Origin of the sequence: Methyloligella solikamskensis, assembly GCF_042676065.1 — a bacterium.
Classification (GTDB): Bacteria; Pseudomonadota; Alphaproteobacteria; order Rhizobiales; family Methyloligellaceae; genus Methyloligella; species Methyloligella solikamskensis.
Genome location: NZ_JBHTJO010000001.1, coordinates 2,244,252 through 2,266,250, shown reverse-complemented (window position 1 = coordinate 2,266,250; position 21,999 = coordinate 2,244,252). Strand labels below are relative to the sequence as shown.

21 protein-coding genes are annotated in these 21,999 nt (G+C 63.7%); 11 read left to right on the top strand and 10 right to left on the bottom strand.

Going from position 1 to position 21,999, the window contains the following annotated elements; all coding sequences use genetic code 11:
- Window positions 1-55: 55 nt before the first annotated feature.
- The 6 genes from ACFQ2F_RS10970 to ACFQ2F_RS10945 form a co-directional block, all read right to left on the bottom strand.
- Complete coding sequence (locus ACFQ2F_RS10970; protein ID WP_379089775.1) at window positions 56-394, bottom strand: DUF6867 family protein; 339 nt, start codon at window positions 392-394, stop codon at window positions 56-58.
- Window positions 391-1,155: an ABC transporter ATP-binding protein gene (locus ACFQ2F_RS10965; protein WP_379089773.1), complete on the bottom strand. Its 765-nt coding sequence runs from the start codon at window positions 1,153-1,155 to the stop codon at window positions 391-393. Before ACFQ2F_RS10965 ends, ACFQ2F_RS10970 begins: the two co-directional genes overlap by 4 nt.
- Window positions 1,152-2,000, bottom strand: coding sequence for an ABC transporter ATP-binding protein (locus ACFQ2F_RS10960; RefSeq protein ID WP_379089771.1), 849 nt, complete (start codon window positions 1,998-2,000; stop codon window positions 1,152-1,154). The genes ACFQ2F_RS10965 and ACFQ2F_RS10960 overlap by 4 nt, the downstream gene beginning before the upstream one ends.
- Entirely contained in the window at window positions 1,997-3,388 is a 1,392-nt protein-coding gene (livM, locus tag ACFQ2F_RS10955; RefSeq protein WP_379089769.1) for a high-affinity branched-chain amino acid ABC transporter permease LivM, read from the bottom strand. Before livM ends, ACFQ2F_RS10960 begins: the two co-directional genes overlap by 4 nt.
- Window positions 3,389-3,390: 2 nt before the next feature.
- On the bottom strand, window positions 3,391-4,305 hold the full coding sequence (locus ACFQ2F_RS10950) for an ABC transporter permease subunit (RefSeq protein WP_379089768.1): 915 nt from the start codon (window positions 4,303-4,305) through the stop codon (window positions 3,391-3,393).
- Window positions 4,306-4,463: 158 nt separating this feature from the next.
- A complete protein-coding gene (locus ACFQ2F_RS10945) occupies window positions 4,464-4,706 on the bottom strand; it encodes a CDGSH iron-sulfur domain-containing protein (protein WP_379089766.1) in 243 nt (80 codons plus the stop codon).
- Between the two features lie 374 nt (window positions 4,707-5,080).
- Between ACFQ2F_RS10945 and ACFQ2F_RS10940 the strand changes: the two genes are divergently transcribed.
- The 4 genes from ACFQ2F_RS10940 to ACFQ2F_RS10925 all read left to right on the top strand — a co-directional run bounded on the left by ACFQ2F_RS10940 (window position 5,081) and on the right by ACFQ2F_RS10925 (window position 12,335).
- Window positions 5,081-7,588: an acyl-CoA dehydrogenase gene (locus ACFQ2F_RS10940; protein WP_379089764.1), complete on the top strand. Its 2,508-nt coding sequence runs from the start codon at window positions 5,081-5,083 to the stop codon at window positions 7,586-7,588.
- A gap of 2 nt (window positions 7,589-7,590) precedes the next feature.
- Window positions 7,591-9,597 (top strand): 3-hydroxyacyl-CoA dehydrogenase NAD-binding domain-containing protein, encoded by a 2,007-nt coding sequence (locus tag ACFQ2F_RS10935; protein ID WP_379089762.1) that lies wholly within the window; start codon window positions 7,591-7,593, stop codon window positions 9,595-9,597.
- Window positions 9,598-9,607: 10 nt separating this feature from the next.
- On the top strand, window positions 9,608-11,035 hold the full coding sequence (locus ACFQ2F_RS10930) for an acetyl-CoA C-acetyltransferase (protein WP_379089760.1): 1,428 nt from the start codon (window positions 9,608-9,610) through the stop codon (window positions 11,033-11,035).
- 133 nt (window positions 11,036-11,168) lie between these two features.
- Window positions 11,169-12,335 (top strand): DUF2147 domain-containing protein, encoded by a 1,167-nt coding sequence (locus ACFQ2F_RS10925; protein ID WP_379089758.1) that lies wholly within the window; start codon window positions 11,169-11,171, stop codon window positions 12,333-12,335.
- Window positions 12,336-12,366: 31 nt separating this feature from the next.
- Here the strand turns inward: ACFQ2F_RS10925 and ACFQ2F_RS10920 are convergent, their stop codons facing one another.
- Window positions 12,367-14,007: a long-chain-fatty-acid--CoA ligase gene (locus tag ACFQ2F_RS10920; RefSeq protein ID WP_379089756.1), complete on the bottom strand. Its 1,641-nt coding sequence runs from the start codon at window positions 14,005-14,007 to the stop codon at window positions 12,367-12,369.
- A 516-nt stretch (window positions 14,008-14,523) separates the two neighbouring features.
- On the opposite strand from ACFQ2F_RS10920, the gene ACFQ2F_RS10915 reads away from it, so the two are divergent.
- The 6 genes from ACFQ2F_RS10915 to ACFQ2F_RS10890 all read left to right on the top strand — a co-directional run bounded on the left by ACFQ2F_RS10915 (window position 14,524) and on the right by ACFQ2F_RS10890 (window position 18,679).
- A complete protein-coding gene (locus tag ACFQ2F_RS10915; protein WP_379089754.1) occupies window positions 14,524-14,793 on the top strand; it encodes an acyl carrier protein in 270 nt (89 codons plus the stop codon).
- A gap of 68 nt (window positions 14,794-14,861) precedes the next feature.
- A complete protein-coding gene (locus ACFQ2F_RS10910) occupies window positions 14,862-16,100 on the top strand; it encodes a beta-ketoacyl-[acyl-carrier-protein] synthase family protein (protein ID WP_379089752.1) in 1,239 nt (412 codons plus the stop codon).
- Between the two features lie 34 nt (window positions 16,101-16,134).
- On the top strand, window positions 16,135-16,773 hold the full coding sequence (locus ACFQ2F_RS10905) for a DsbA family protein (protein WP_379089750.1): 639 nt from the start codon (window positions 16,135-16,137) through the stop codon (window positions 16,771-16,773).
- 128 nt (window positions 16,774-16,901) lie between these two features.
- Window positions 16,902-17,411 (top strand): hypothetical protein, encoded by a 510-nt coding sequence (locus ACFQ2F_RS10900; protein WP_379089748.1) that lies wholly within the window; start codon window positions 16,902-16,904, stop codon window positions 17,409-17,411.
- Between the two features lie 93 nt (window positions 17,412-17,504).
- On the top strand, window positions 17,505-17,801 hold the full coding sequence (locus tag ACFQ2F_RS10895; protein ID WP_379089746.1) for an ArsR/SmtB family transcription factor: 297 nt from the start codon (window positions 17,505-17,507) through the stop codon (window positions 17,799-17,801).
- Window positions 17,802-17,929: 128 nt separating this feature from the next.
- Window positions 17,930-18,679, top strand: coding sequence for an SDR family NAD(P)-dependent oxidoreductase (locus tag ACFQ2F_RS10890; RefSeq protein WP_379089743.1), 750 nt, complete (start codon window positions 17,930-17,932; stop codon window positions 18,677-18,679).
- A 69-nt stretch (window positions 18,680-18,748) separates the two neighbouring features.
- On the opposite strand, the gene radC is transcribed toward ACFQ2F_RS10890, so the two are convergent.
- The 3 genes from radC to sfsA all read right to left on the bottom strand — a co-directional run bounded on the left by radC (window position 18,749) and on the right by sfsA (window position 21,128).
- Window positions 18,749-19,444 carry a RadC family protein gene (gene radC, locus ACFQ2F_RS10885; protein ID WP_379089741.1) on the bottom strand — a complete coding sequence of 232 codons (696 nt, stop codon included), beginning with the start codon at window positions 19,442-19,444 and terminating at the stop codon, window positions 18,749-18,751.
- A gap of 10 nt (window positions 19,445-19,454) precedes the next feature.
- Window positions 19,455-20,273: a type I methionyl aminopeptidase gene (map, locus tag ACFQ2F_RS10880; RefSeq protein WP_379089739.1), complete on the bottom strand. Its 819-nt coding sequence runs from the start codon at window positions 20,271-20,273 to the stop codon at window positions 19,455-19,457.
- Window positions 20,274-20,354: 81 nt separating this feature from the next.
- A complete protein-coding gene (gene sfsA / locus ACFQ2F_RS10875; RefSeq protein ID WP_379089737.1) occupies window positions 20,355-21,128 on the bottom strand; it encodes a DNA/RNA nuclease SfsA in 774 nt (257 codons plus the stop codon).
- Window positions 21,129-21,221: 93 nt separating this feature from the next.
- Between sfsA and ACFQ2F_RS10870 the strand changes: the two genes are divergently transcribed.
- The gene (locus ACFQ2F_RS10870; RefSeq protein WP_379089735.1) at window positions 21,222-21,998 is read left to right on the top strand and encodes a competence/damage-inducible protein A; all 777 of its coding nucleotides are present in this window, start codon (window positions 21,222-21,224) and stop codon (window positions 21,996-21,998) included.
- Window position 21,999: the final 1 nt, after the last annotated feature.

Below are 21,999 nucleotides of genomic sequence, written 5' to 3'. Positions count from 1 at the left end.
GCGCACTCTAGCGCAATTCCGGCCGTCGCCAACGGGTGCGGAGCAGTTTGTCGTCTTAGCGGTCCCGCCAGCTCAACGGGCTGGAGCGCTCATAGAGCCAAGGATATTGCGTCACCATTTGTGTCGTTCGTGTGAGCCGGTAGGCGAGGCCCGCGATGGCGAGCAGCACGAGATAGGTGACAAGATAGTAGTAGGCGGAGAGCAGCTCTCCATCGAACAGCGCGTAGTGGAAGAAGCGCACCGCGGCAGCCAGAAGCAGCATATAGGCTGCGACCTGCCAGAAGGCGCGCCAGCCAAGCGCCAGGCTGCGGGCGGAGAGATAGGCTGCTCCGCCGCCGATCACGACCGTAAGCACGAAGAAGACGAGAGCGCCGTCGTCGGAGAGCCAGATCATCGCTTGCCCCCCTTCTTGGCTTCGTCTGCCGATGGCGTCGACGCGCCGCCTTCCAGATAGGAGCGGCGGACCTCGTCGCTTTCCAGAAGCTCGGTCCCGCTGCCCGAAAGCGTGATGCGGCCGTTCACCATCACATAGCCGCAAGAGGCGAGCTTCAGGGCGTGATAGGCGTTCTGCTCCACCAGCAAGACGGTGAGCCCTTCCTCGTTGAGCGCTTTGATGGCAGCGAAGATCTGCCGTGTGATCAGCGGCGCCAGCCCCAGCGACGGCTCGTCCAGAAGCAGCAGCCGCGGCTGGCCCATGAGCGCTCGCGCGATGGCCAGCATCTGCTGCTCGCCACCCGACAGCGTGCCGGCCCGCTGGTCCTTGCGGGTCTTCAGCACCGGGAACAGCTCGAACACATGGGCGAGGTCGTCCTCGTAGCGTTCTTTGTCGGGTGCGATCAGGGTGCCCATCTGGAGATTTTCCAGCACCGTCATCCGGGCGAAGATTCGCCGCCCTTCCGGCGATTGGGCGATCCGCTCATGAGCAACCTCATGGGGCGGCAGATCGGTGATGTCCCGTCCTTCGAACAGGATGCGCCCGGAGGACGGCTTGGGATTGCCGAAGATCGACATCATCAGCGTGGTCTTGCCGGCCCCGTTGGCACCGATGATGGCGGCGATCTCGCCTTCCTTCACGCTGAGGTCGATGCCGTGCAGCACGGGGTGGTGTCCGTACCCCACGACGAGATCGCGGATTTCGAGCAAGGCCTCGCTCACGCGCCGACCTCCTTCTCCACCTCGGCCACCTCTTCGTCGGGCACGCCGAGATAAGCGGCGATCACATGCTCGTCATTCTGGACCTCGTCCGGCGGCCCGTCGGCAATGACGCTGCCATGGTCCAGCACGATGACGTGGTCGGAGATCCGCATCACCACGCTCATATCGTGCTCGATCAGGAGGATGGCTGTGTTCTCCTCGGTGCAGATGGAGCGCAGCAATCCGTTCAGCTCATCGCTCTCCCGCGCATTCAGGCCGGCTGCAGGCTCGTCGAGGCAAAGCAGCTCCGGCCGGGTGCACATGGCCCGTGCGATCTCCAGCCTGCGCTGATCGCCGTAGGGGAGATCGCCCGCCGCCTGATCGGCCCGCGCCGTCAGCCCGACCCGCTCCAGCCAATGGATGGCGAGAGACAACGCATCCGCTTCCGCCCGCTTGTAAGCGGCAAGACCGATCAGCGAGCCCAGCGCCCGGGCAGGGCCTGCCGTCAGCATCTGATGCTGAGCGACCATCAAATTCTCCAGCACGGTCATGCCGGGGAAGAGGCGGATATTCTGGAAGGTACGCGCCACGCCCGCCGTGGCGTTGATCACATGGTCGTCCATGCGCTCAAGCAGGTAACGCCGCCCGTTCGCCTGGGTGAGGATGATCATGCCTTCGGTCGGCTTGTAGAAGCCGGTGATACAGTTGAAGACCGTGGTCTTGCCGGCGCCGTTGGGCCCGATCAGCGCTGTGATCTCGCCGCGGCGCGCCTCTAGGGACACGTCGTCAACGGCCACCAGCCCGCCGAAGCGCATGGTGAGATGCTCCACCTTAAGCACCGGAGTATCGCTTGCGCCCGCGCTCATCCGCGCCCCTCGCTCACGAGATCGCTGGAGATGGCGTCCGAGTCCTCATGCAGCGTCACGGACGGCTTCCGGGTCGAGACCAGCCCCCGCGGGCGCCACACCATGATGGCCACCATGGCGAGGCCGAAGAACAGCATCCGATAAAGCGTCGGATCGAAGCCCGTGCCGAAGATGAGCTGCAGGCTGTCCGTGTGGCGGAGCGCCTCGAAGCCGCCGATCATCACCACCGCCGCGATCGCCACGCCGAGCTGTGAGCCCATGCCGCCCAGGACGACGATGGACAGGATGATGGCGGATTCGATGAAGGTGAAGGATTCCGGGCTGATAAAGCTCTGCCTTGCAGCGAAGAACGAACCGGCGAACCCACCGAACAGGGCGCCCGTGGCGAAGGCGGAAAGCTTGGTGGTGGTCGTGTTGATGCCAAGCGAACGGCAGGCGATCTCATCTTCCCGCAAGGCTTCCCAGGCGCGCCCGATGGGAAGCCGGCGCAGGCGCAGGGTCACGAAGTTGGTGATGAGCGCCAGCACCAGGATGATGTAGTAGAGCCAGATGCTGCCGTAGATCGCGTCGTAGGGCAGGCCGAAGAACTTGTGGAACGTGTTCTCGCCGCGGAAGGCGAATTCCAGCCCAAAAAAGCTGGGCTCCGGAATGTTGGAGATGCCGTTCGGCCCGCCGGTCAGCTCCGTCCAGTTCTGGATCACCACCCGGATGATCTCACCGAACGCCAAAGTCACGATGGCGAGATAGTCGCCCCGCAGCCGCAAGACCGGAAAGCCGAGGATGATGCCCCAGAAGGCGGCCAGAATGCCCGCCAGCGGCAGGCACATCCAGAAGCTCCAGCCGAAGGTGGTGGCGAGGATCGCGAACGTATAGGCGCCGACCGCGTAGAAGGCGACGTAGCCGAGGTCCAGCAGGCCGGCGAGCCCCACCACGATATTGAGCCCCCAGCCCAGCATCACATAGGTGAGCACCAGAATGGAGAGGTCGATCAGATAGAGCAGGGGCAGGTTCGCCCCGAAGACATTGTTGAGGACGATGCCCAGCAGCGGAAAGACCGCAGCGAATCCGATCAGGATCAGGCCTATTCTATGAATGTCGCTGGAGGCGCGGGCGCGCGTGTCTTCCGATTTCCGGCCGACGAAGGGCAGCCTCGGAAACCGCCAATTGCGGTCCCACCAGAAGAGGTTGAGAGCAAGCCGGCCGAAGAAGACGATCCCGACGACCACCGCCAGCAACACGGGCCGCGGCTGCAGAGTGAGGCCGTAGACACCATCCTCTGTGCGGACGCCGAGAACCAGACAAAAGAGCAGAAACGCAATTCCGGCCGCGATGGCCGCATCCCGCAGCGCCGGCACCAGCCGAGGTTTTTCGGGCGAGGCCGGCTCCAAGACTATACCTTCTCCACTTCCGGGCGGCCGAGCAGGCCGGACGGGAAGAAGATCAGCACCAGGGCCAGCATGGAGAAGGCGGCCACGTCCTTATATTCAATGGTGAAATAGGCGGACCAGAAGGTCTCGATCAGGCCGATGATCAGCCCGCCCAGCATGGCACCCGGCAGCGATCCGATCCCGCCCAGCACGGCGGCGGTGAAGGCTTTGATGCCGGCGATGAAGCCGATGAAGAAGTCGATCACGCCGTAATAGAGGAGGTAGAGCAGCCCGGCCACGGCGGCGAGCGCCGCGCCCATGACGAAGGTGAGCGATATCGTGCGGTCGACATTCACCCCGCACAGCGCCGCCATCATCCGGTCCTGCTCGCAGGCTCTAAGCGAGCGCCCCAAAGGCGTCCGGTCGATGATCAGCCAGAACACCGCCATCAGGACGATGGTGGTCAGCACGATCAGGATCTGGATGTTGGAAAGGGTGACGGCGAAATTGTCGCCTGTGAACATCTCGAACCCGCCGGTGATAACGGGCTGCAGCGGCTTCACCCGGGCACCTTGCGCCACCTGCATGAAGTTCTGAAGCACGATGGACATGCCGATGGCGGTGATCAGCGGGGCCAGGCGGAACGAGCTACGCAACGGCCGATAGGCGACCCGCTCGATGGTCCAGCCCCAGGCGGAGGTGAGCAGCATCGCCACCACCAGCACCAAGATCAGCGCCAGCGGCACGAAGGTGACCCCGACCGCCATGAGTCCGAGAAAGCTGATCAGCGCGATGAAGGCGCCAACCATGAACACGTCGCCATGGGCGAAATTGATCATGCCGATGATCCCATAGACCATCGTGTAGCCGATCGCGATCAGCCCATAGATGGAGCCGAGCGCGATCCCGTTGATCAGCTGCTGTAAGAAATATTCCATCCGCCGTCCGTGTTTGCCTCCGCTCCCCCAAAAACGGGAAGGCCAGGGCGACGCAAATTTGTTTTCCGATTGGGTGTGGAGCAGAACGGATTACGCGCCGGAAGGCAAGAGGCAGAGAAAACTCTCCGCCTCTCTACTTCGGGCACGTTCCCGCCCAATCAGAAGATCATCAGATGGGAGCCGTCGCAGTAGGGCGGGTCGCCCGTATCCTTGCAGCCGCAAAGCAGCGCCGTCTCCGTGCGCTCTGCGGTGAACAGCAGGGGCTCGATGCCCGTGCCGGCGTGTTTACCGTCGCAGAAGGGCTGCTTTTCGCTCCGTCCGCAGCGGCACCAAGCATAGCGTTTTCCCTCTTCCAGCTCGACCTGATAGGGGCTGAGCTGAGGGCGTTCTGGATCTTCCATATCTCTCCCGTGTGCGCCTATTCGTTTCCCAGAGGCTCCAAAAACGCTAGCCAATCCACAGAGCCGATACAAGGAAAGCACGGTGCGGCACGGCAGCCGGGGCTAGGAAAGAGATAGGAATCGAAGCGCTCACAGAGCGGCACCGAAATGGGACGCGCGTTAATCGGTCCTTATGAGTTTTCAAGCAAAACTTAACCATGACGCGCCCACACGCCGGCATTTGCCGGATGAGGCGCCCATCCCGGCACCCGAACCTTCGTCGAAACCCCGGGTTAGCAAGAAAAGAGGAGATTTGTCGTCAAGCCGTGTCACTGTGTATGCTCTCTTCCGGGCAGGGTGGTGCGGAATTTGACACGTCTTCTTGAGAGGATCTGATGCTGCCCGGCTTGCTCATGTTCTTTATCGGCCTTGCTGGCCTCTTCGCGCTCGCGATGTATCGCGCGTCCCTCATCGCCTGGGCCGCCGCCGTCGCCGGCTACACCCTGGCGCTGCAGCTGGGGCTGGCCGAGGGGAGCCTCCACCCGCCGGTCTTTCCCTGGTGGGCCTGGGTTGGCTGGGCCTTCGCCGCCTTCCTCTTCGCCCTGACCTTCGATCCGGTCCGCCGCTCGCTGATTACCCAGCCCGCCTATAAGGCGCTGCGCAGCGCGCTGCCCAAGATCTCCGACACCGAGCGCGAGGCGCTTGAGGCCGGTACCACCGGCTGGGATGCGGAGCTGTTCTCCGGCACCCCCGATTGGGACGGCCTTCGCGATCTGCCCGGCGTCGAGCTGACGGACGAAGAGCGCGCCTTCCTCGACGGGCCGACGGAAGAGCTGTGCCGCCGCATCGACGATTGGCAGATCCGCCGCGAGCTTTGCGACTTGCCGGAAGACATCTGGCGCTTCATCGCCGAGCAGGGCTTCTTCGGCATGCTCATCTCAAAAGAACATGGCGGTCTCGGCTTCTCAGCTCAGGCCCAGTCTCTCGTAATCGGCAAGATCGCGTCCCGCAGCGCCGATGCCAGCGTCATCGTCATGGTCCCGAATTCGCTGGGTCCCGGCGAGCTGGTGGAGAACTTCGGCACCGACGAGCAGAAATCCTACTTCCTGCCGCGTCTGGCTCATGGCGAAGAGCTGCCGTGCTTCGCGCTCACCGGCCCGTTCTCCGGCTCCGACGCCGCCGCCATGCGCGATGTTGGCGTCGTCACCATGGGCGAGCATGAAGGCCGCCAGACCCTGGGCATCCGGGTCACCTGGAACAAGCGCTACATCACCCTGGCACCCAAGGCGACGCTGCTGGGTCTCGCCTTCCGCCTGGAAGACCCTGAGAACCTGCTGGGCAAGGGTGAGGATGTCGGCATCACGCTCGGCCTCATCCCGACCGACCACGAGGGCGTCGAGATCGGCCGCCGCCATGCGCCGACCGGCTGCGCCTTTCCGAACGGTCCCACGAGCGGTAAGGACGTCTTCATCCCCATCGATTGGGTGATCGGCGGAGCCGAGGGCGCCGGCCGTGGCTGGCCCATGCTTATGAGCTGTCTCGCCGCGGGGCGCTCCATCTCGCTGCCGGCTGTGAGCGCCGCCGCCGCCAAGTCGATGCTCCGCCACACGACCGCCTATGCGCGGGTGCGCCGCCAGTTCGGCCTGCCCATCGGTTACATGGAAGGGATCGAGGAGCCCCTGGCCGAGCTCACCGAGGCGGCCTACACCCTGGAAGCCGCGCGCGGCGTGACCGCAGCGATGGTCTCCCAAGGCCAGAAGCCCGCGGTGATCTCTGCGCTCCTGAAATACGCCTCCACCGAGCGCATGCGCGAAGCGCTTCAAGCGGCCATGGACATCCACGGCGGCAGGGGCATCTGCGATGGGCCGTCCAACTATCTCCAGAGCGCATATCAGATGATGCCCATCGGCATCACGGTGGAGGGCGCCAATATCCTGACCCGCACCCTGATCGTGTTCGCACAAGGGTCGATCCGCGCCCACCCCTATCTCCTGACCGAGATCGAGGCGGTGCAGGACGACGATCGGGAAGCCGGCTTCCGCCGCTTCGAGACCGCCTTCAACGGCCATATCTCCTTCATGCTGAGCAACGTCTTCGGTGCGGCCTTCCACAATCTGACCTTCGGGGTGTTCGCGGATTCGCCGCCCGACGCGGGCCTCACCAAGCGCTGGTACCGCCAGCTCGCCCGCGGCACGCGCTCCTTCGCCCTTGTCGCGGATATGGCTGCGGCGCTGCTGGGGGGCGGGCTGAAGAAGCATCAGCGCACGTCGGGGCGTCTCGCCGATGCGCTGACCGAGCTCTACATGCTCTCCTGCCTCATCAAGCGCTATGAGGAGGACGGCTATCAGCCGGACGACCTGGCGCTCTTCGAATACGCCGCGACCGCCTCGCTTCAGCGTTTCGACGCTGCCCTCGATGCGGCCCTCTCAGACTTCCCCGTGCCTGTCGCCGGCCCCGTGCTGCGCCAACTCGTCTTCCCCTTCGGCATCCGCCGTAGAGGGCCAAGCGATGCCGATGCCAAGGGCATCGTCCGCGCCGTGCTTCAGCCGGGCCGCCTGCGCGACCGCATCACCTCTGAGATCTTCTTGACCGACGATCCGGCCTATCCGACGGGGCTTCTGGAGAAGGCCTTCCTGTCCGTCGTCGCCAACGAGGGCGCCGAGCGCCGCCTGGAAGCTGCGATCCGCAAGGGCGAGATTGTCCGCAATTTCGAGACCGACTGGATCGGCGATGCGGAAGCCAAGGGCATCGTCACGCCTGAGGAGGCCCAGCGCCTGCGGGAGACCGAGGAGTTGGTCGCCCAGGCCATCGCCGTCGACCATTTCGAAGCATCCGACCTCTCGCCGGCCGCACGCGCCGGTGACGATCCGCATAACGCGACCCACCAATACGCTGCCGAGTGAGCATGATCCACGACAAGACCCCGCTGCCGGACCTAAAGGACTGGCGCTTCTCCATCGATGTCGAAAACATCGCCTGGGCCATCTTCGACCGTGAAGGCGAGAGCGTGAACTCGCTCGGCCGCCGGCCCCTTGAGGAGCTGGACGCCATCGTCGCCAAGACGGAAGAGCTGGCCAGGGACGGCGCCGTGAAGGGCCTCGTGCTCATGAGCGGCAAGGACAACTTTATCGCCGGCGCCGATATCCGCGAGTTCGAGGAGTTCGACACCGAAGAGAAAGTGAAGGAGGTGCTCTCGCCGCCGCTTGAGCTGCTCGACCGCATCGAGAAGCTGCGCGTGCCGGTGGTTGCCGCCATCCATGGCTATTGTCTCGGCGGCGGGCTGGAGCTGGTGCTCGCCTGCGATTGGCGCATCGCCGACCGGGAGGAAGGGACGCGACTCGGATTCCCCGAGGTGAAGCTCGGCATCTTCCCCGGCCTCAACGGCACGATCCGCTCCATCCGTCAGGCGGGCCCGCTCAACGCCATGACGGCCATGCTGACGGCCAAGTTCTACCGGCCCACCGCGGCCCGGGCCATCGGCCTGGTTGACCAGCTCGTCCCGACCCATCACGGGCTGCGCTGGGCGGCCCGCAAGGCGGTGCTCAAGAAGCGTCATTCCAAGGGCGCCGGCTGGCTGCAGCGCATGATGCAGATGTCACCCATCCGCGGCTATCTCGCCGGCCAGATGCGCAAGAAGACCAAAGCCAAGGTGCGCGAGGATCATTATCCCGCGCCGTTCCGCCTCATCGATCTCTTCGAGCAGTATGGCGGCGACCTGAAGGAGATGAAGAGCGAGGAGACGGAAGCCTTCGCCCCGCTCATGGTGAGCGACACCTCCCGCAATCTCCGCCGCGTCTTCAAGCTCTCCGAGATGCTGAAGGCGGAAGCGCCCAAGCAGGAGAAGGGGATGGATGCCTTCCGCCCGCTTCGGGTGCATGTCATCGGCGCCGGCACCATGGGAGCGGATATCGCCGCCTGGTGCGTGGTCTCCGGCATGCAGGCGAGTTTGCAGGATCTGAGCGAGGAGCAGCTCGAGAAGGGCCTCGCCCGCGGCCAGAAGCTGTTCAAGAAGCGCCTGCGCAGCAAGCGCGATCAGGATGCCGCCAAGGCCCGCCTCGTCGCCGATCCCCACGGCAAGCATCTGCCCCGCGCCGACGTCGTCATCGAGGCCATCGTCGAGAAGCTCGATGTGAAGCAGAGCCTCTTCAAGGATATCGAGGAGAAGCTCAAGCCCGGCGCGGTGCTGGCCACCAACACCTCGTCCCTCAAGCTTGAGGACATCGCCGAAGGCCTGAAGGATCCCGGCCGGCTGATCGGCCTGCACTTCTTCAATCCCGTGCCCCAGCTTCCCCTGGTCGAGGTGGTGCGTGGCGAGCAGAGCCGGGAAGACGAGGTGCGCAAGGCCTGCCTCTTCGTCACCGCCATCAACAAGATGCCGCTCATCGTGCGCAGCGTCCCGGGCTTCCTCGTGAACCGGGTGCTCGCGCCCTACATGATGGAATCCGTGGCCCAGTTCGAAAGCGGCCAGCCGCGGGAGAAGATCGACCAGGCGGCCGAGAAGTTCGGCATGCCCATGGGGCCGCTTGAACTCATGGACATGGTCGGCCTCGATATCTGCGACCATGTCGGCAAGACCCTCGGTCTCGCACCGGAAGGCGAGAACACGCTTTCGCGCCTGGTGAAGGAGGGCAAGCTCGGCAAGAAGACTGGCGAAGGCTTCTATGTCTGGAAGGACGGCAAGCCGCTCCGGGAAGAGGCCGAATACGAGCCTGAGGAGTTGGACCGTCTTGCTGCTGAGCTCATCAAGCCACTGCTCGACGAGGCCGAGCGCGCCCGCGACGATCATGTGGTCGAGAGCGGCGATCTCGTCGATGCGGGCGTGATCTTCGGCACCGGCTTCGCGCCTTTCCGCGGCGGGCCGCTTCACTATCGCGAAACACAGAACGCGCAAGACAGCGCCGTCGCGGCGTAGGGGGGCGATCATGGACCAGACCAATACGCAGCTAGGCTTGCGCAAAGTCGCCATTGTCGGCGGCAGCCGGATTCCCTTCTGCCGTTCCCATACGGCTTACGCGGATCTCACCAATCTCGACATGCTGGGGGCGGCCCTGGATGGGCTGGTCGACCGCTATGCGCTCCACGGCCTTCATGTCGGCGAGGTGGTCGGCGGCGCAGTTGTCACCCATGCCAAGGATTGGAACCTCGCCCGCGAGGCGGTGATCGGCAGCGCCCTGTCGCCCACCACGCCCGCCGTCACCATGATGCAGGCCTGCGGCACCAGCCTCCAGGCGGCCATGGGGCTCGCGGCCAAGATCGCCACGGGCCAGATCGAGTCGGGCATTGCCATCGGCTCCGACACGACCAGCGATGCGCCCATCGTTTTTCATCGGAAGTTCGCTCAGCGCCTGATCGGCCTCTCAAGGGCCAGGTCGCTCGGCGCAAAGCTCGGCGCCTTCAAGGGCTTCAGCCCCGCCGAGATCGCCCCGCAGCCGCCGAATACGGCCGAGCCGCGCACCGGGCTGACCATGGGCGAGCATGCCGAGCTGATGGCCAAACGCTGGGGAATCACCCGCGAAGATCAGGATCTTTTGGCCTATGAGAGCCATAAGAAGGCGGCCGCCGCCTACGACGAAGGCTTCATGGACGATCTCGTCGTGCCCTGCGCCGGTGTCTTCCGGGACAACAATATCCGCGAGGATATCTCCCTGGAGAAGATCGCCGAGCTGAAGCCGGTCTTCGACAAGGAGCACGGCACCATCACCGCGGCGAACGCCACGCCGCTCACCGATGGGGCTTCTTCCGTGCTGCTTGCCTCAGAGGAATGGGCGTCGAAGCACAATCTGCCCGTGCTGGCCTATCTTTCCACAAGCCGCACGTCCGCGATCGATTTCGTGGCCGGCGAAGGCCTCCTGATGGCGCCGACCGTTGCGGTGAGCGAATTGCTGGCTGGAACAGGATTGGCCCTGCAAGACTTTGATTATTATGAGATTCATGAGGCATTCGCCGCTCAGGTGCTCGCCACGCTGGCAGCCTGGGAATCGGAAGAATATTGCCGGGAGCGTCTCGGCCGGGAGGCGGCTTTGGGGGCCGTCGACCGCAGAAAACTTAATATAAAAGGCTCCAGTATCGCCTTTGGTCATCCTTTCGCCGCAACTGGCGGGCGTATTTTACCCGTCTTGGCCAAGCTGCTGAATCAGGGCGGCGGCCAGCGCGGATTGATTTCCGTCTGCACCGCAGGCGGTATGGGGGTTGCGGCGATCGTGGAGGGGATATCTGCAGATCGCTCGCTTCAAGCATCGCAGCCCGAAAAGGAAGCGGAACCGGTGATGCCCGGAGCGGAAGCGTCTGAGTCGAATAAGGCTCATGAATCCGCCCAAGGGGTAGACACCACGGCAGGGTCCGCTTCATGATAGCTACCGCAGGGAACAAAAACAGTTTACGAATTGGTAAGACCCGGAAACCGGGCATTAGTAAAACAGGGGGTACTGTGTTGTGGGGCTGGCATATATGCACGCTTGCCGCGCCCAATTCGAGGAGGTGCTTATGCAGCATCGATATGTAGCGACCACCCTGGGACTTCTCGCGCTCGGCTGGCTTGGGCTGGCAGGGGAGGCCATGGCTGCCTCACCCGTCGGGTACTGGCTCAAGGAAGACGGCGCCGCCAAGCTCCAGATTAGCCAATGCGGGCGCAATCAGCTTTGCAGCAAGATCGTGTGGCTGCGCGACCCCTATAACGATCAGGGCCAGCCTCTGCACGACGCCCGGAACGAGAACCCATCTCTGCGCGGCCGGACCATCATCGGCCTGCCGATCTTCCAGGGACTGACGCCTGCGAGCGCCAACACCTGGAAGGGACAGATCTACAATCCCGAGGATGGCGGCACCTACAAGGCCACGCTCACCCTCGCGAGTTCCAACCAGATTATTCTGAAGGGCTGCATGGCCATGTTCCTCTGCGGCCAGAAGAACTGGACGCGGACTCAGTTTAATCCGGAGCCGGAAGAGCCGAAGCAGATCGAGGTCAAGGAAGAGACCGAAGAGCCTGCAGAGCCGGAACAGGTTGTGGCTGAGGCTGAAGAGCCCGAAGCCGAGAAGCCGGAGCCCCGCCGTATGCAGGCGAGCCTCGGCGGTATGCCGTCCGGTCTGACGTCTTCCTCCCGCTCTGCAGAGCCCGAGGCCAAGACGGCTGAGGTCAAGAGCAATGCGCTCAACCCGACTCTGCCGCCGGCGCACCGCGACGCGACGGCCGGTTACGGCTTCGTGCTGACCACCGCGAGCCCTGATGCGGCTCCTGAGCTTGGCACGGCCAGCCCGTCGAAGATGTACCTGATGAGCCCGGACGCAACGTCCCGTCCCATCCAGGTGAAGGCGACGAGCGAATCGACCGGTTCCATCGCGACCCGTCAGCAGACGGCATCGAGCCAGCCTGCTCAGACGGCTTCGGCCGCAACCATGTCCGACGCGGCGACTGCCGACACGACGGGCATGGGCGCGATCCAGCCGGGCGAGTCGGTGCCAATGCCGAACCAGCGGCCGCCGGAAATCGACGCCTATGCGGAAGCGGATGCTCTGGCCAATCAGGACCATCTGTCCTGGCGCGAGCGTCGCCGTCTTCGCAAGCTGCGCCGTGAGCTGCCCTGGCTTGGTGGCCAGGAAGCTTCCACCCAGGCGACCCAGACGCAAGGCGCGGTCTATCAGGCCTACCGCTAAGCGGATCTAATCGCAGCGCCCGCCGCGACGCTTAAGACGCGTCGCGGCGGGCGCGTTTCCGCTCTTCTTCCACCAGCTCTTTCTTGGATAGCTTGCCGATCATCGTCTTCGGCAGCTCGTCTCTGAATTCGATCTCCGTCGGGAGCTCGATCTTGGAGAGCTTCTCGCGCAGGAACGCGATGAGCGCCGCCTTGTCGGCCGTCTCGCCCTCCTTCAGCTTCACGAACGCCTTCGGCGCCTCGCCCCGATAGGTGTCGGGGATTCCGATTACCGTCACCTCCTCGACCGCCGGGTGGCTGTAGAACGCATCCTCGATCCGGCGCGGATAGACGTTGAAGCCGGAGCAGGTGATCATGTCCTTCAACCGGTCGACGATGAAGATGTAGCCTTCCTCGTCTATGTAGCCGACATCGCCGGTGCGGAAGAAGCGGCCCACAAAGGCCTCAGCACTCTCCTCCGCCTTGTTCCAGTATTCGGGCATCACCTGGGGCCCGGCGATACAGATCTCCCCACGCTCGCCGAGGGGCATCTCCTGGGCGGGATCGTCCAGGGACCGGATGGAGATATCCGTTCCGGGCAGGGGGAGGCCGATGGAGCCCTCTCGCGGCGCCCGGTCCATTGGGTTGCAGGTGGCCACGGGCGAGGTCTCGCTCAAGCCATAGCCTTCGACCAGATTGCATCCGGCGATGGCCTCGAATCCCTTCTTCGTCTCCAAGGGCAGCGCGGCGCCGCCGGAGATGCAGAACTGCAGCGATGTCAGGTCGAACTTCTCGATGCTGTGGAAGCGCATCATGGCGCCGAACAGGGTCGGCACGCCGGGCATCATGCTGGGCTTGAGCTTGTCGATGAGCTTCAGGGTGCCGATCAGCTCGAATCGGGGCACCAGGATCATCTCCATCCCCTCATGCACGCCGAAATTCATCACCGTGGTCATGGCGAAGACGTGAAAGAACGGAAGCACGCCGATGATCCGGTTGGAGCCCCGTTCCGATTCGAGCCACCAAGCCTTCACCTGCTGAATATTGACCGTGAGATTGCCGTGGGTCAGCACCGCGCCCTTCGGCGTGCCCGTCGTGCCGCCGGTATATTGCAGCACGGCGATATCGGAGGGCTTAAGCGACGGGGGCTCGTAGTCGCCGTCATTCTGAAGCAGCGTCTTTTCCAGGAAGATCTTGTCGCGGGCCGGCGAGGTCGCGACCTTGGCGAGTCGTGAGCCGGGGCTGAATCGCAGCACCGCCGATTTGAGCTTCGGCAGCAGGCTGGTGAACGAGGCGACGACCGCCCGATCGAGGACGCCATTCTCAAGAGCCGCCTCTACCTTCTGGAACGTAAGGCTGAGATCGAGGGTGATCATGATTTCCGTGCCGCTGTCGCGGATCTGGAACTCGATCTCCTCCACGCTGTAGAGCGGGTTGAAGTTGACCACCGTGCCGCCGGCCTTCAGCACGGCGAAATAGTAGACGATGAAGGTCGGCGTATTGGGAAGCAGCAGCCCGACTCGGCTGCCTTTCTGCACGCCCATGGCCTGCAGTCCCTTGGCGGCCCGGTCGGCGAGACCGGCAATTTCGGAGTAGCTGAGCCGCTTGCCCATAAAATAGGTGCAAGGCTGATCGCTGTGACGCTCCGCCGCCGCATCGAACATGTCGGTCAAAAGTCCGGGCGTAAGCGCCATTTCCCAGTCGATTCCGGCCGGATAGGACTTGAGCCAAGGCCGCCCGACGGCGCATGGTGCGTCAGGACGTCCCTTGTCATCCCGCCCCCCTTGCGGTAAGGGCGGACGGCTCGGAGTGCCGTTCCTGGCGTTTCTCCCCATAAGCGTCTTGGCTCTTTCTTTAAGACTTTTCGCTTAGGATGCTTTTCCGCAACGGCCATTGCAACACATGTGATGACGATTGCGGGGGCTCTTGTTGGGGCCGGTCTAGAGTTTTAATATATTTAGACCAGGGTGTCGGACGGGGGCCATCGCCGAGCGGTTCACAATTATGCTGAAACCGTGGCGTGGTTAGGCGTAAAAACGCCAATTTTGTTGGGGATGAGAACCCGCAGCTGAGGAGCGATTGCACTTGAGCCGGTAGACTGGAAGAGATTTTAAGTCTATTCCAAACGCCGACTTGCCCTTGCATTAGCTATGATTTAGCTCAGGGACCCATTCGATCGGACCCCGGTTCACGGGGCAGGGAGAGTAATTATGGACGATGTGGCTGACAAAATCATCGAGATTTTGCGCAAGAACATGAAGGATCCCTCCAAGGAGGTGACTCTTGAGACCCCGCTCAGCGAGCTGGAGATCGAGTCCCTCGATCTGGCGGTCATCGTGTTCGATATTGAAGATACCTTCGGTATTGAAATCCCGTATAATGCGAACGAAGAGGTCGAGGCGTTCGCGACGGTCGGATCTGTTGTCGATCGCGTGAATAACATCATTGCCGAGACGAAGTCTTCGGGCGCAGCGGCTTAGCCAGCTTTTCTGCAGCCCGGGGCCGAACTCGGGCGTTGAATGGGGCTGGAGTAACGGCTTAGCACTACATGACAAAAACAAACGGTCGCAGACGCGTTGTGATCACTGGTCACGGCGTCGTCACCCCTTTGGGTACAGGGGTCGAAAAATTTTGGTCTGGCCTCAAGGCCGGCAAGGTTGGGATTCGCGAGGTGGAGAGTTTCGACACCCAGGATCTCTACATCACCATTGCCGGCGAAGTGCCGGACTTCGATCCCAAGGTGCACCTGAAGAGCCGGCCTCTCATGCTGGCCGACAAGTACTCCCAGTATGCCGGCTGCGCTGCGGCCGAGGCGGTCGAGATGTCCAAGATCGAGACGCCGATCGCCGACAAGGAAGCCTATCGCTCCGCTTGCGTGATCGGCTCCGGCGTGGGCGGTCTGACGACGCTCGAGTTCTCCTACAAGATGCTGTTCCAGGAGAATAAGCGTGCGACCCATCCGCTGACCCTGCTGAAGGCCATTGGCAGCTCGGCGTCTGCACACGTCTCCATCGAATACGGCATCAAGGGCCCGACCTATGGCCTGGTGAGCGCATGCTCCACCGCGAGCCATTCGATCGGCAACGTGTATCGGATGATCCGCGAAGGCCTGGTCGATTTCGGCATCGGCGGCGCCGCCGAGGCCTCCCTGAACTGGGGTGCGACCCGGGCCTGGCAGGCCATGCGCGTGCTGAGCCCCGACGGGCTGTTCCCGTTCTCGAAGAATCGCAACGGCACTGTGCTGGCCGAAGGCGCCGGCATCCTGATGCTCGAAGAGTACGAGCACGCCAAGGAGCGCGGTGCGCCGATCCTCGCCGAGCTTATGGGCTACGGCAGCACGGCCGATGCGGCCGACATGGTCAACCCGTCCATCGACGGTGCGTCCGCCGCCATGGAGATGGCGCTGACCGACAGCGAGCTGTCGCCCAGCGATATCGACTACATCAACGCCCACGGCACGGCGACCGCGGTCAATGACCTCAACGAGACCCGCGCCATCAAGCGGGTGTTCGGCAACGCCGCCAACAACGTTTCGATCTCCTCCACCAAGTCCATGCATGGCCATTGCCTAGGCGCCGGCGGCGGTATCGAGGCTGTGGCGGCGATCAAGGCCATCGAAGAGAACTACGTGCCGCCGACCGCCGGTTTGACCGATCCGGACCCGGAGTGCGATCTCGATTACACGCCGCTCCAAGGCAAGGAGCGCGAGGTCAGCTACGCCATGTCGAACTCGTTCGCGTTTGGTGGCCTCAACGCGGTGCTCGTCTTCGGCCCGCCGCCGGCCTAAAGGCCTCAACCCGATTTCATAGGGGGAGACCCCCGTGCGAAAGCTGCCCGCCATTCTGCTGCTGTCTGTGCTGCTTGGATGCGCGGGCATCGTCGCATTTGCGGCTGGCGGCAGCGGTGGGCGCCTGCAAGAGGCGGTTTCCGAGCACGCGGATGAGATCTATCGCGGCGAGGATCCAATCGTCGGCGATGGCGACGTGCCCGTCGTCCTCTTCACCGACTTCAACTGTCCCGATTGCCGACGGGCCGAGCCCGCCATCGACCGTCTCGTCGCGGAGAAGGATGGCGTTCGGCTGATCGTGAAGCAGCTTCCGATTCTGGGCCGCGACTCGGAAATCGCCGCCAGGATCGCGCTTGCCGCCGATGCCCAAGGCCAATACTGGCCGCTCCATAAGGCGCTGTTCGAGGCGAGGGGGCGGATCACCCAGAACCGGGCCCTGCGCATTGCCGAGGATGTCGGTCTCGATATGGACAAGCTGAAGGCGGATGCGAACGGCGATGAGGTCAGCGCGACCCTCGCCAAGAACTTCCTCGTCGCCGATGCGCTCGACGTTCCGGGCGTGCCCTTCATGCTCGTAGGCGACCGGCGTGTCCTGGAAAGCGACGACCTCTACGGCGATCTCGCCGCGGCTGTCGACGAGGTCCGCGCAGAGGGCTGCGCAGCGGCCTGCTGACCTGCGAACGGCTCTCTCCCCACCATTTTTGCGGGAACAGCCTTCCTGCGCCCCTCGTTAGCTCCTGCAAGCACGAAAACGGGAGGGGCTGACGCGAGCCTGCTCCCCTCAGCGGAGAGGCAGGCGCAATGACAGCTCGCAATGCAATCCTCGGCATCCTCGTAGCGGCCTTCGCAGGCCTTCTGACGGGGAGCGCCTTTGCAGCGCCTTACGACTGGTCGAACAGGCGCGACGCCGTCACAGGCTACCGCTACGCCGTTCCGCAGGCCATCTTTATCCCAATCGAGGGCGACGACCGTCCGGCCTTCAACTATTTCGTCTCCGACGATGGGCGCGCCAAGCTCATGTATGGCGCCTGGGACAAGGAGGCGGGGGCGACACCGGCCAGCCTGAAGCGCTGGATGATCGAAAATGCCGGCGGCGAGCAGAACCTCACCTACGAGCCGAGAGGCAAGTCCTGGTTCGTTGTGAGCGGCTACAAGGACGATCTGATCTACTATGAGAAGGTGATGTTCTCCTGCGGCAACAGGATCGTCAGCATCTTCGCCATCGCATATCCGAAGGCCGACCGCGTCCTCTACGATCCGGCCGTGGAGCGCATGGAGAACGTCTTCCGCCCCGGCTATCGCTGCCAGTGACGCCACACACCCTCGGGACCACTGACCTCTCTCGTCATCACTCCTATGGTCTCTTGCCAGCGCCGAGGCCGAACGTCATATATGATGTGAGAGATGACGGCTTCCAGCACATCCAAAGCGCTCTCGGAGCGCGATTTCGAGCGCATCGGACGCGCGCTCGCCGAACCGCGGCGGGTCCAGATCCTGCGTGAGATCAGCGGCCATGAGGGGCCTCTCCTGTGCAGCAAGCTCCATCAGTGCCAGGAGATCAGCGCCGCCACGCTCTCTCACCACATGAAGGAGCTGGAGACGGCAGGGCTGATCGAGATCGGCCGCGAGGGCCGCTACGCCACGCTCACCCTGCAGCGTGACGTGCTGGAGGCCTATCTAGCCCGCCTCGCGGAAATCTAGCGCGATAGCGTCCCCAAATCTCCGACACATCTTTTTCGCCACGTAGCGTGACGCGGGCTTGTATCCGCGTGCCGGTCTCCCATCTACGTTTCGATAGTCATCGAAATATCGAAATGGGAGAGACTGACATGAGCGTACTGAACAACAAGGTGGCCGTGGTGACGGGCGCCTCGAAGGGGATCGGCGCCGGTATCGCAAGAGAGCTGGCGGCCGGCGGTGCCGCGGTGGTGGTGAACTACGCCTCCGACAAGGCTGGCGCCGACCGTGTTGTCGAGAGCATCACAGGTTCCGGTGGCAAGGCCCTTGCGGTGCAGGCCAATGTGGCTAGCAAAGCCGATGTCGAGCGACTGATCGGCACCACTGTGGACGCATTCGGTCCCATAGATATCCTCGTCAACAATGCCGGCATCTACAGCTTCGCCGGTCTGGATGAGATCACCGAGGAGCACTATCGGAAAATCTTCGACGTGAATGTGCTGGGGCTTCTCCTGGTAACGCAGGAGGCGGTAAAGCACTTCAGTTCCGAAGGCGGCAGCATCGTCAATATCGGCTCGATTGCGAGCGAGTGGGTGCCGCCCGGGGCGATCGTCTATTCGGCCACCAAGGGCGCCGTGGATACCATCACGGTCGGCTTGGCCAAAGAGCTTGCGGCGAAGAAGATCCGGGTGAATTCCGTCAACCCGGGTGGCGTCGAGACGGAAGGCACTCATACCGCGGGCGTGATCGGTAGCGACTTCGAAAAAGAAATCGTTTCCCACACGCTGCTCGGACGGATGGGACAGCCGGAAGACATCGCATCTGTCGTGGCCTTCTTCGCATCGCCCGCATCGGGCTGGCTGACCGGCGAGGTCGTCGAGGCCGGCGGCGGTTACTTCTAGCCTGTGGTAGGGAAGGGCGGCCTGGCCTGCGTGCTGTGCCGCCTTTCTCGTCCGGCTATAGGGCACGCCCTAGATCAGCCCCAGCCCCTTGAAGCTCGCATGTCCCTGGCGGCCCACGATGATGTGGTCGTGCACCAGGATGCCGAGATTCTTCGCCGCCTGGTCGATCTGCTTGGTCATCTCGATATCGGCCCGCGAGGGCGTCGGATCGCCGGACGGGTGATTATGCACCAGCACCATGGCCGTGGCTGAAAGCTCCAGCGCCCGCTTCACCACCTCGCGCACATAGACAGGCGTATGGTCCACGGTGCCCGTCTGCTGCACTTCGTCGGCGATCACCTGGTTGCGCTTGTCGAGAAACAGGATGCGGAACTGCTCCTTCGCCTCAAACCCCATGGCGGCGCGGCAATAATCCAATAGCTGCGACCATGAATTCAGGACAGGCTTGTTCAGCACCTCGGCGCGCATCACCCGCAGCGCCGCCGCCCGCACCAGCTTGATCTCCGTGACAGCCGCGTCGCCGAGGCCGGGGATCTCCCGCAGCAGCTCCTCCGGCGCGTTGATCACCTCAGCAAAGCTGCCGAAGCGCGTGAGCAGCGCCTTGGCGAGCGGCTTGGTGTCCTGGCGCGCCTTGGCGCGAAACAGGATCATCTCCAGAAGCTCGTAATCGGGGAGGGCGTCCGGCCCGGCCTCGCGGAAGCGCTGTCTCAGCCGTTGACGATGGCCGAGATAGTGCGGCTTGCCGGCGTCTTCCTCGAAGCCCATCTGGCGCCCATCAGCTGGTGTGTACGGGCGGCTTGAAGAGCCCCTTCGGGGATTCGGTGAAGATCTCGCAGCCCGTGTCCGTCACCCCCACCGTATGCTCGAACTGCGCCGAGAGCGAGCGGTCGCGTGTGACCGCCGTCCATCCGTCGGAGAGGATCTTCACATGCGGTTTGCCGAGATTGATCATCGGCTCGATGGTGAACAGCATGCCCGGCTGCAGCGCCAAGCCTTCGCCCGGCTGGCCGTAATGCAGGATGTTCGGCCGGTCGTGGAAGACGCGCCCCAGCCCATGGCCGCAGAAATCGCGCACCACGCTGCAGCGCTCGCTTTCAGCGTAAGACTGGATGGCATGGCCGATATCTCCGGTGGTGGCACCGGGCTTTACCGCCGCCACGCCGCGCATGAGAGATTCATGGGTGACCTCGATCAGGCGCTGCGCCGCCCGGCTTACCGGACCCGCCGCGTACATGCGGCTGGAATCGCCGTGCCAGCCGTCAACGATCAGCGTGACGTCGATATTCAGAACGTCGCCGTCCTTCAGGGCGCGCGCGCCGGGGATGCCGTGACAGACGACATGGTTGAGGGAGATGCAGCTCGACTTCGTATAGCCTCGATAGTTCAGCGTCGCGGGAATCGCGCCGTGGGACTCCGCAAACGCATAGACGATCTCGTCCAGCGCTTCCGTCGTCACGCCGGGCTTTACCTCGTCGACGAGTAGATCGAGACACTCCGCCACGAGCTTGCCCGCGCGCCGCATGCCCTCAAAGGCCTCCGGGCCGTGAAGCTCGATACTGGCGTCACGCGCCGCTGCAAAATCCAGATTGGTCATGCCGTTTCCCGGAGCGCTCCTTAGGCGCCGCGTTGTTCGAATAAGATGGTCTCTGCTTGCGTGAGAAGGACCTTAGCTGACTTAAGGTGAAACTGCCGCTGGCGCAACGGGTGCGGGCGTCGCGGAGGTGTTTCGGCAGCCCTCGTAAGCGATAGGTGCGACGCCTTCGAAGCCCTGCAGGCTCGGGGCGCAGGCATACGCCAGAACCTCCACCCCCGCCTCCTGGGCTGCCTCCAGACCCGCCGCATAGGCCGGGTCGATATCCGCGGCGATGTCGAACTGCTGCGCATCGCTCCGCTGGATCAGATAGAGCATCACGGCCCGCCCGCCGCCCTCGGCGACCTTGGCGAGCTCATTGAGATGCTTCGCGCCGCGCGCCGTCACCGAATCCGGAAACTCCGCCAGGCCGGGCTCGCGCATCAGATGAACGTTCTTCACCTCCACGTGGCAGGTTGCGCCGTCATCGTCGCTCAGGAGAAAGTCGACCCGGCTATTGGTGCCGTAGCGCACCTCGCGCCTGATCTCGGCGTAACCGGCAAGCTCCGGCATCGCCCGTTGGGCGAGCGCCGCCGCGGCCAGCGTGTTGGGCAGAGCGGTGTTGATACCGACCAGGGCAGGGCCTTCGCCCAGATCCACCTCGATCAGCTCCCAGGAATAGCGCAGCTTCCGCTTCGGATTGTCGGACCGGGAGACCCAGACCTTCGCGCCTTCCGCTTTCAGCCCCAGCATCGCGCCGGGATTGCAGCAATGGGCGGTCACGGTTTCGCCGGTCTGGAGTTTAATATCGGCCAGGAAGCGCTTATAGCGGCGGATGAGCGTTCCCGGTATCAAGTCGGAAGGGTAGGCGTGCAGCATGCCCAGACCCTAGGCGGGAACGCCCGAGAGCCGCAAGATCGAGTACGCAAGATCGGGCGCAGCAGAACACGAGCAGGGGATGAGCTTCCGACCATGGCAGAGTCCGACACCGGATCAGACATTGTCACAGCCGCGCTCCTGGTGATTGGCGAGGAGATCCTCTCCGGCCGCACCCAGGATGCGAACATCGTCCATATCGCCAAGGCGTTGGATCAGGCGGGCATTGCGCTCCGCGAGGTCCGGGTGGTGCCCGATATCGAAGACGAGATCGTCGAAGCCGTGAACGCCATGCGCCGGCGCTTCCGCTACGTGTTCACCACCGGCGGTATCGGGCCGACCCATGACGACGTCACCACCGACGCCATCGGCCGGGCCTTCGACGTGCCGGTCGCGGAGGACCCCCGCGCCATGCGTGTCTTCGAGGAGCGCTATCCCGGCGAGCCCGTGAGTCCCGGCCGCCGCCGCATGGCGCGCATCCCGGAAGGCGCCGAGCTGGTTGCCAACCCGATCTCCGGGGCGCCGGGCTACATGCTGGAGAACGTCATCGTCATGGCCGGCATTCCGCGCATCATGCAGGTTATGATGGAAGACGTGCTGCCGCGGCTGGAAAAGGGCCGACCGGTCTCCACCCGCACCATTCGGGTCGATGCCCCCGAGGGACATGTCGCCGGAGGCCTGGCCACGCTCCAGGCGCAGCATCCGAAGGTGCAGATCGGCAGCTATCCGTTTTTCGAGGAGACCGGCGTCGGCACCTATGTGGTGCTCCGCAGCGCCGATGGGCCGCTGATCGAAGCAGCGGTCTCGGAGCTCTTCGCGCTGCTGATCCGTGAAGACATGCCTCACAACGACGAGGACGAGGAAACGTCCTAGC

Excerpts from the sequence above, each read along its gene's own strand:
- ACFQ2F_RS10970 (WP_379089775.1), bottom strand. The coding sequence starts at position 394 with ATGATCTGGCTCTCCGACGACGGCGCTCTCGTCTTCTTCGTGCTTACG.
- ACFQ2F_RS10960 (WP_379089771.1), bottom strand. The coding sequence starts at position 2,000 with ATGAGCGCGGGCGCAAGCGATACTCCGGTGCTTAAGGTGGAGCATCTC.
- ACFQ2F_RS10950 (WP_379089768.1), bottom strand. The coding sequence starts at position 4,305 with ATGGAATATTTCTTACAGCAGCTGATCAACGGGATCGCGCTCGGCTCC.
- ACFQ2F_RS10945 (WP_379089766.1), bottom strand. The coding sequence starts at position 4,706 with ATGGAAGATCCAGAACGCCCTCAGCTCAGCCCCTATCAGGTCGAGCTG.
- ACFQ2F_RS10940 (WP_379089764.1), top strand. The coding sequence starts at position 5,081 with ATGCTGCCCGGCTTGCTCATGTTCTTTATCGGCCTTGCTGGCCTCTTC.
- ACFQ2F_RS10935 (WP_379089762.1), top strand. The coding sequence starts at position 7,591 with ATGATCCACGACAAGACCCCGCTGCCGGACCTAAAGGACTGGCGCTTC.
- ACFQ2F_RS10930 (WP_379089760.1), top strand. The coding sequence starts at position 9,608 with ATGGACCAGACCAATACGCAGCTAGGCTTGCGCAAAGTCGCCATTGTC.
- ACFQ2F_RS10925 (WP_379089758.1), top strand. The coding sequence starts at position 11,169 with ATGCAGCATCGATATGTAGCGACCACCCTGGGACTTCTCGCGCTCGGC.
- ACFQ2F_RS10920 (WP_379089756.1), bottom strand. The coding sequence starts at position 14,007 with ATGGCGCTTACGCCCGGACTTTTGACCGACATGTTCGATGCGGCGGCG.
- ACFQ2F_RS10915 (WP_379089754.1), top strand. The coding sequence starts at position 14,524 with ATGGACGATGTGGCTGACAAAATCATCGAGATTTTGCGCAAGAACATG.
- ACFQ2F_RS10910 (WP_379089752.1), top strand. The coding sequence starts at position 14,862 with ATGACAAAAACAAACGGTCGCAGACGCGTTGTGATCACTGGTCACGGC.
- ACFQ2F_RS10900 (WP_379089748.1), top strand. The coding sequence starts at position 16,902 with ATGACAGCTCGCAATGCAATCCTCGGCATCCTCGTAGCGGCCTTCGCA.
- ACFQ2F_RS10895 (WP_379089746.1), top strand. The coding sequence starts at position 17,505 with ATGACGGCTTCCAGCACATCCAAAGCGCTCTCGGAGCGCGATTTCGAG.
- ACFQ2F_RS10890 (WP_379089743.1), top strand. The coding sequence starts at position 17,930 with ATGAGCGTACTGAACAACAAGGTGGCCGTGGTGACGGGCGCCTCGAAG.
- radC (WP_379089741.1), bottom strand. The coding sequence starts at position 19,444 with ATGGGCTTCGAGGAAGACGCCGGCAAGCCGCACTATCTCGGCCATCGT.
- map (WP_379089739.1), bottom strand. The coding sequence starts at position 20,273 with ATGACCAATCTGGATTTTGCAGCGGCGCGTGACGCCAGTATCGAGCTT.
- sfsA (WP_379089737.1), bottom strand. The coding sequence starts at position 21,128 with ATGCTGCACGCCTACCCTTCCGACTTGATACCGGGAACGCTCATCCGC.
- ACFQ2F_RS10870 (WP_379089735.1), top strand. The coding sequence starts at position 21,222 with ATGGCAGAGTCCGACACCGGATCAGACATTGTCACAGCCGCGCTCCTG.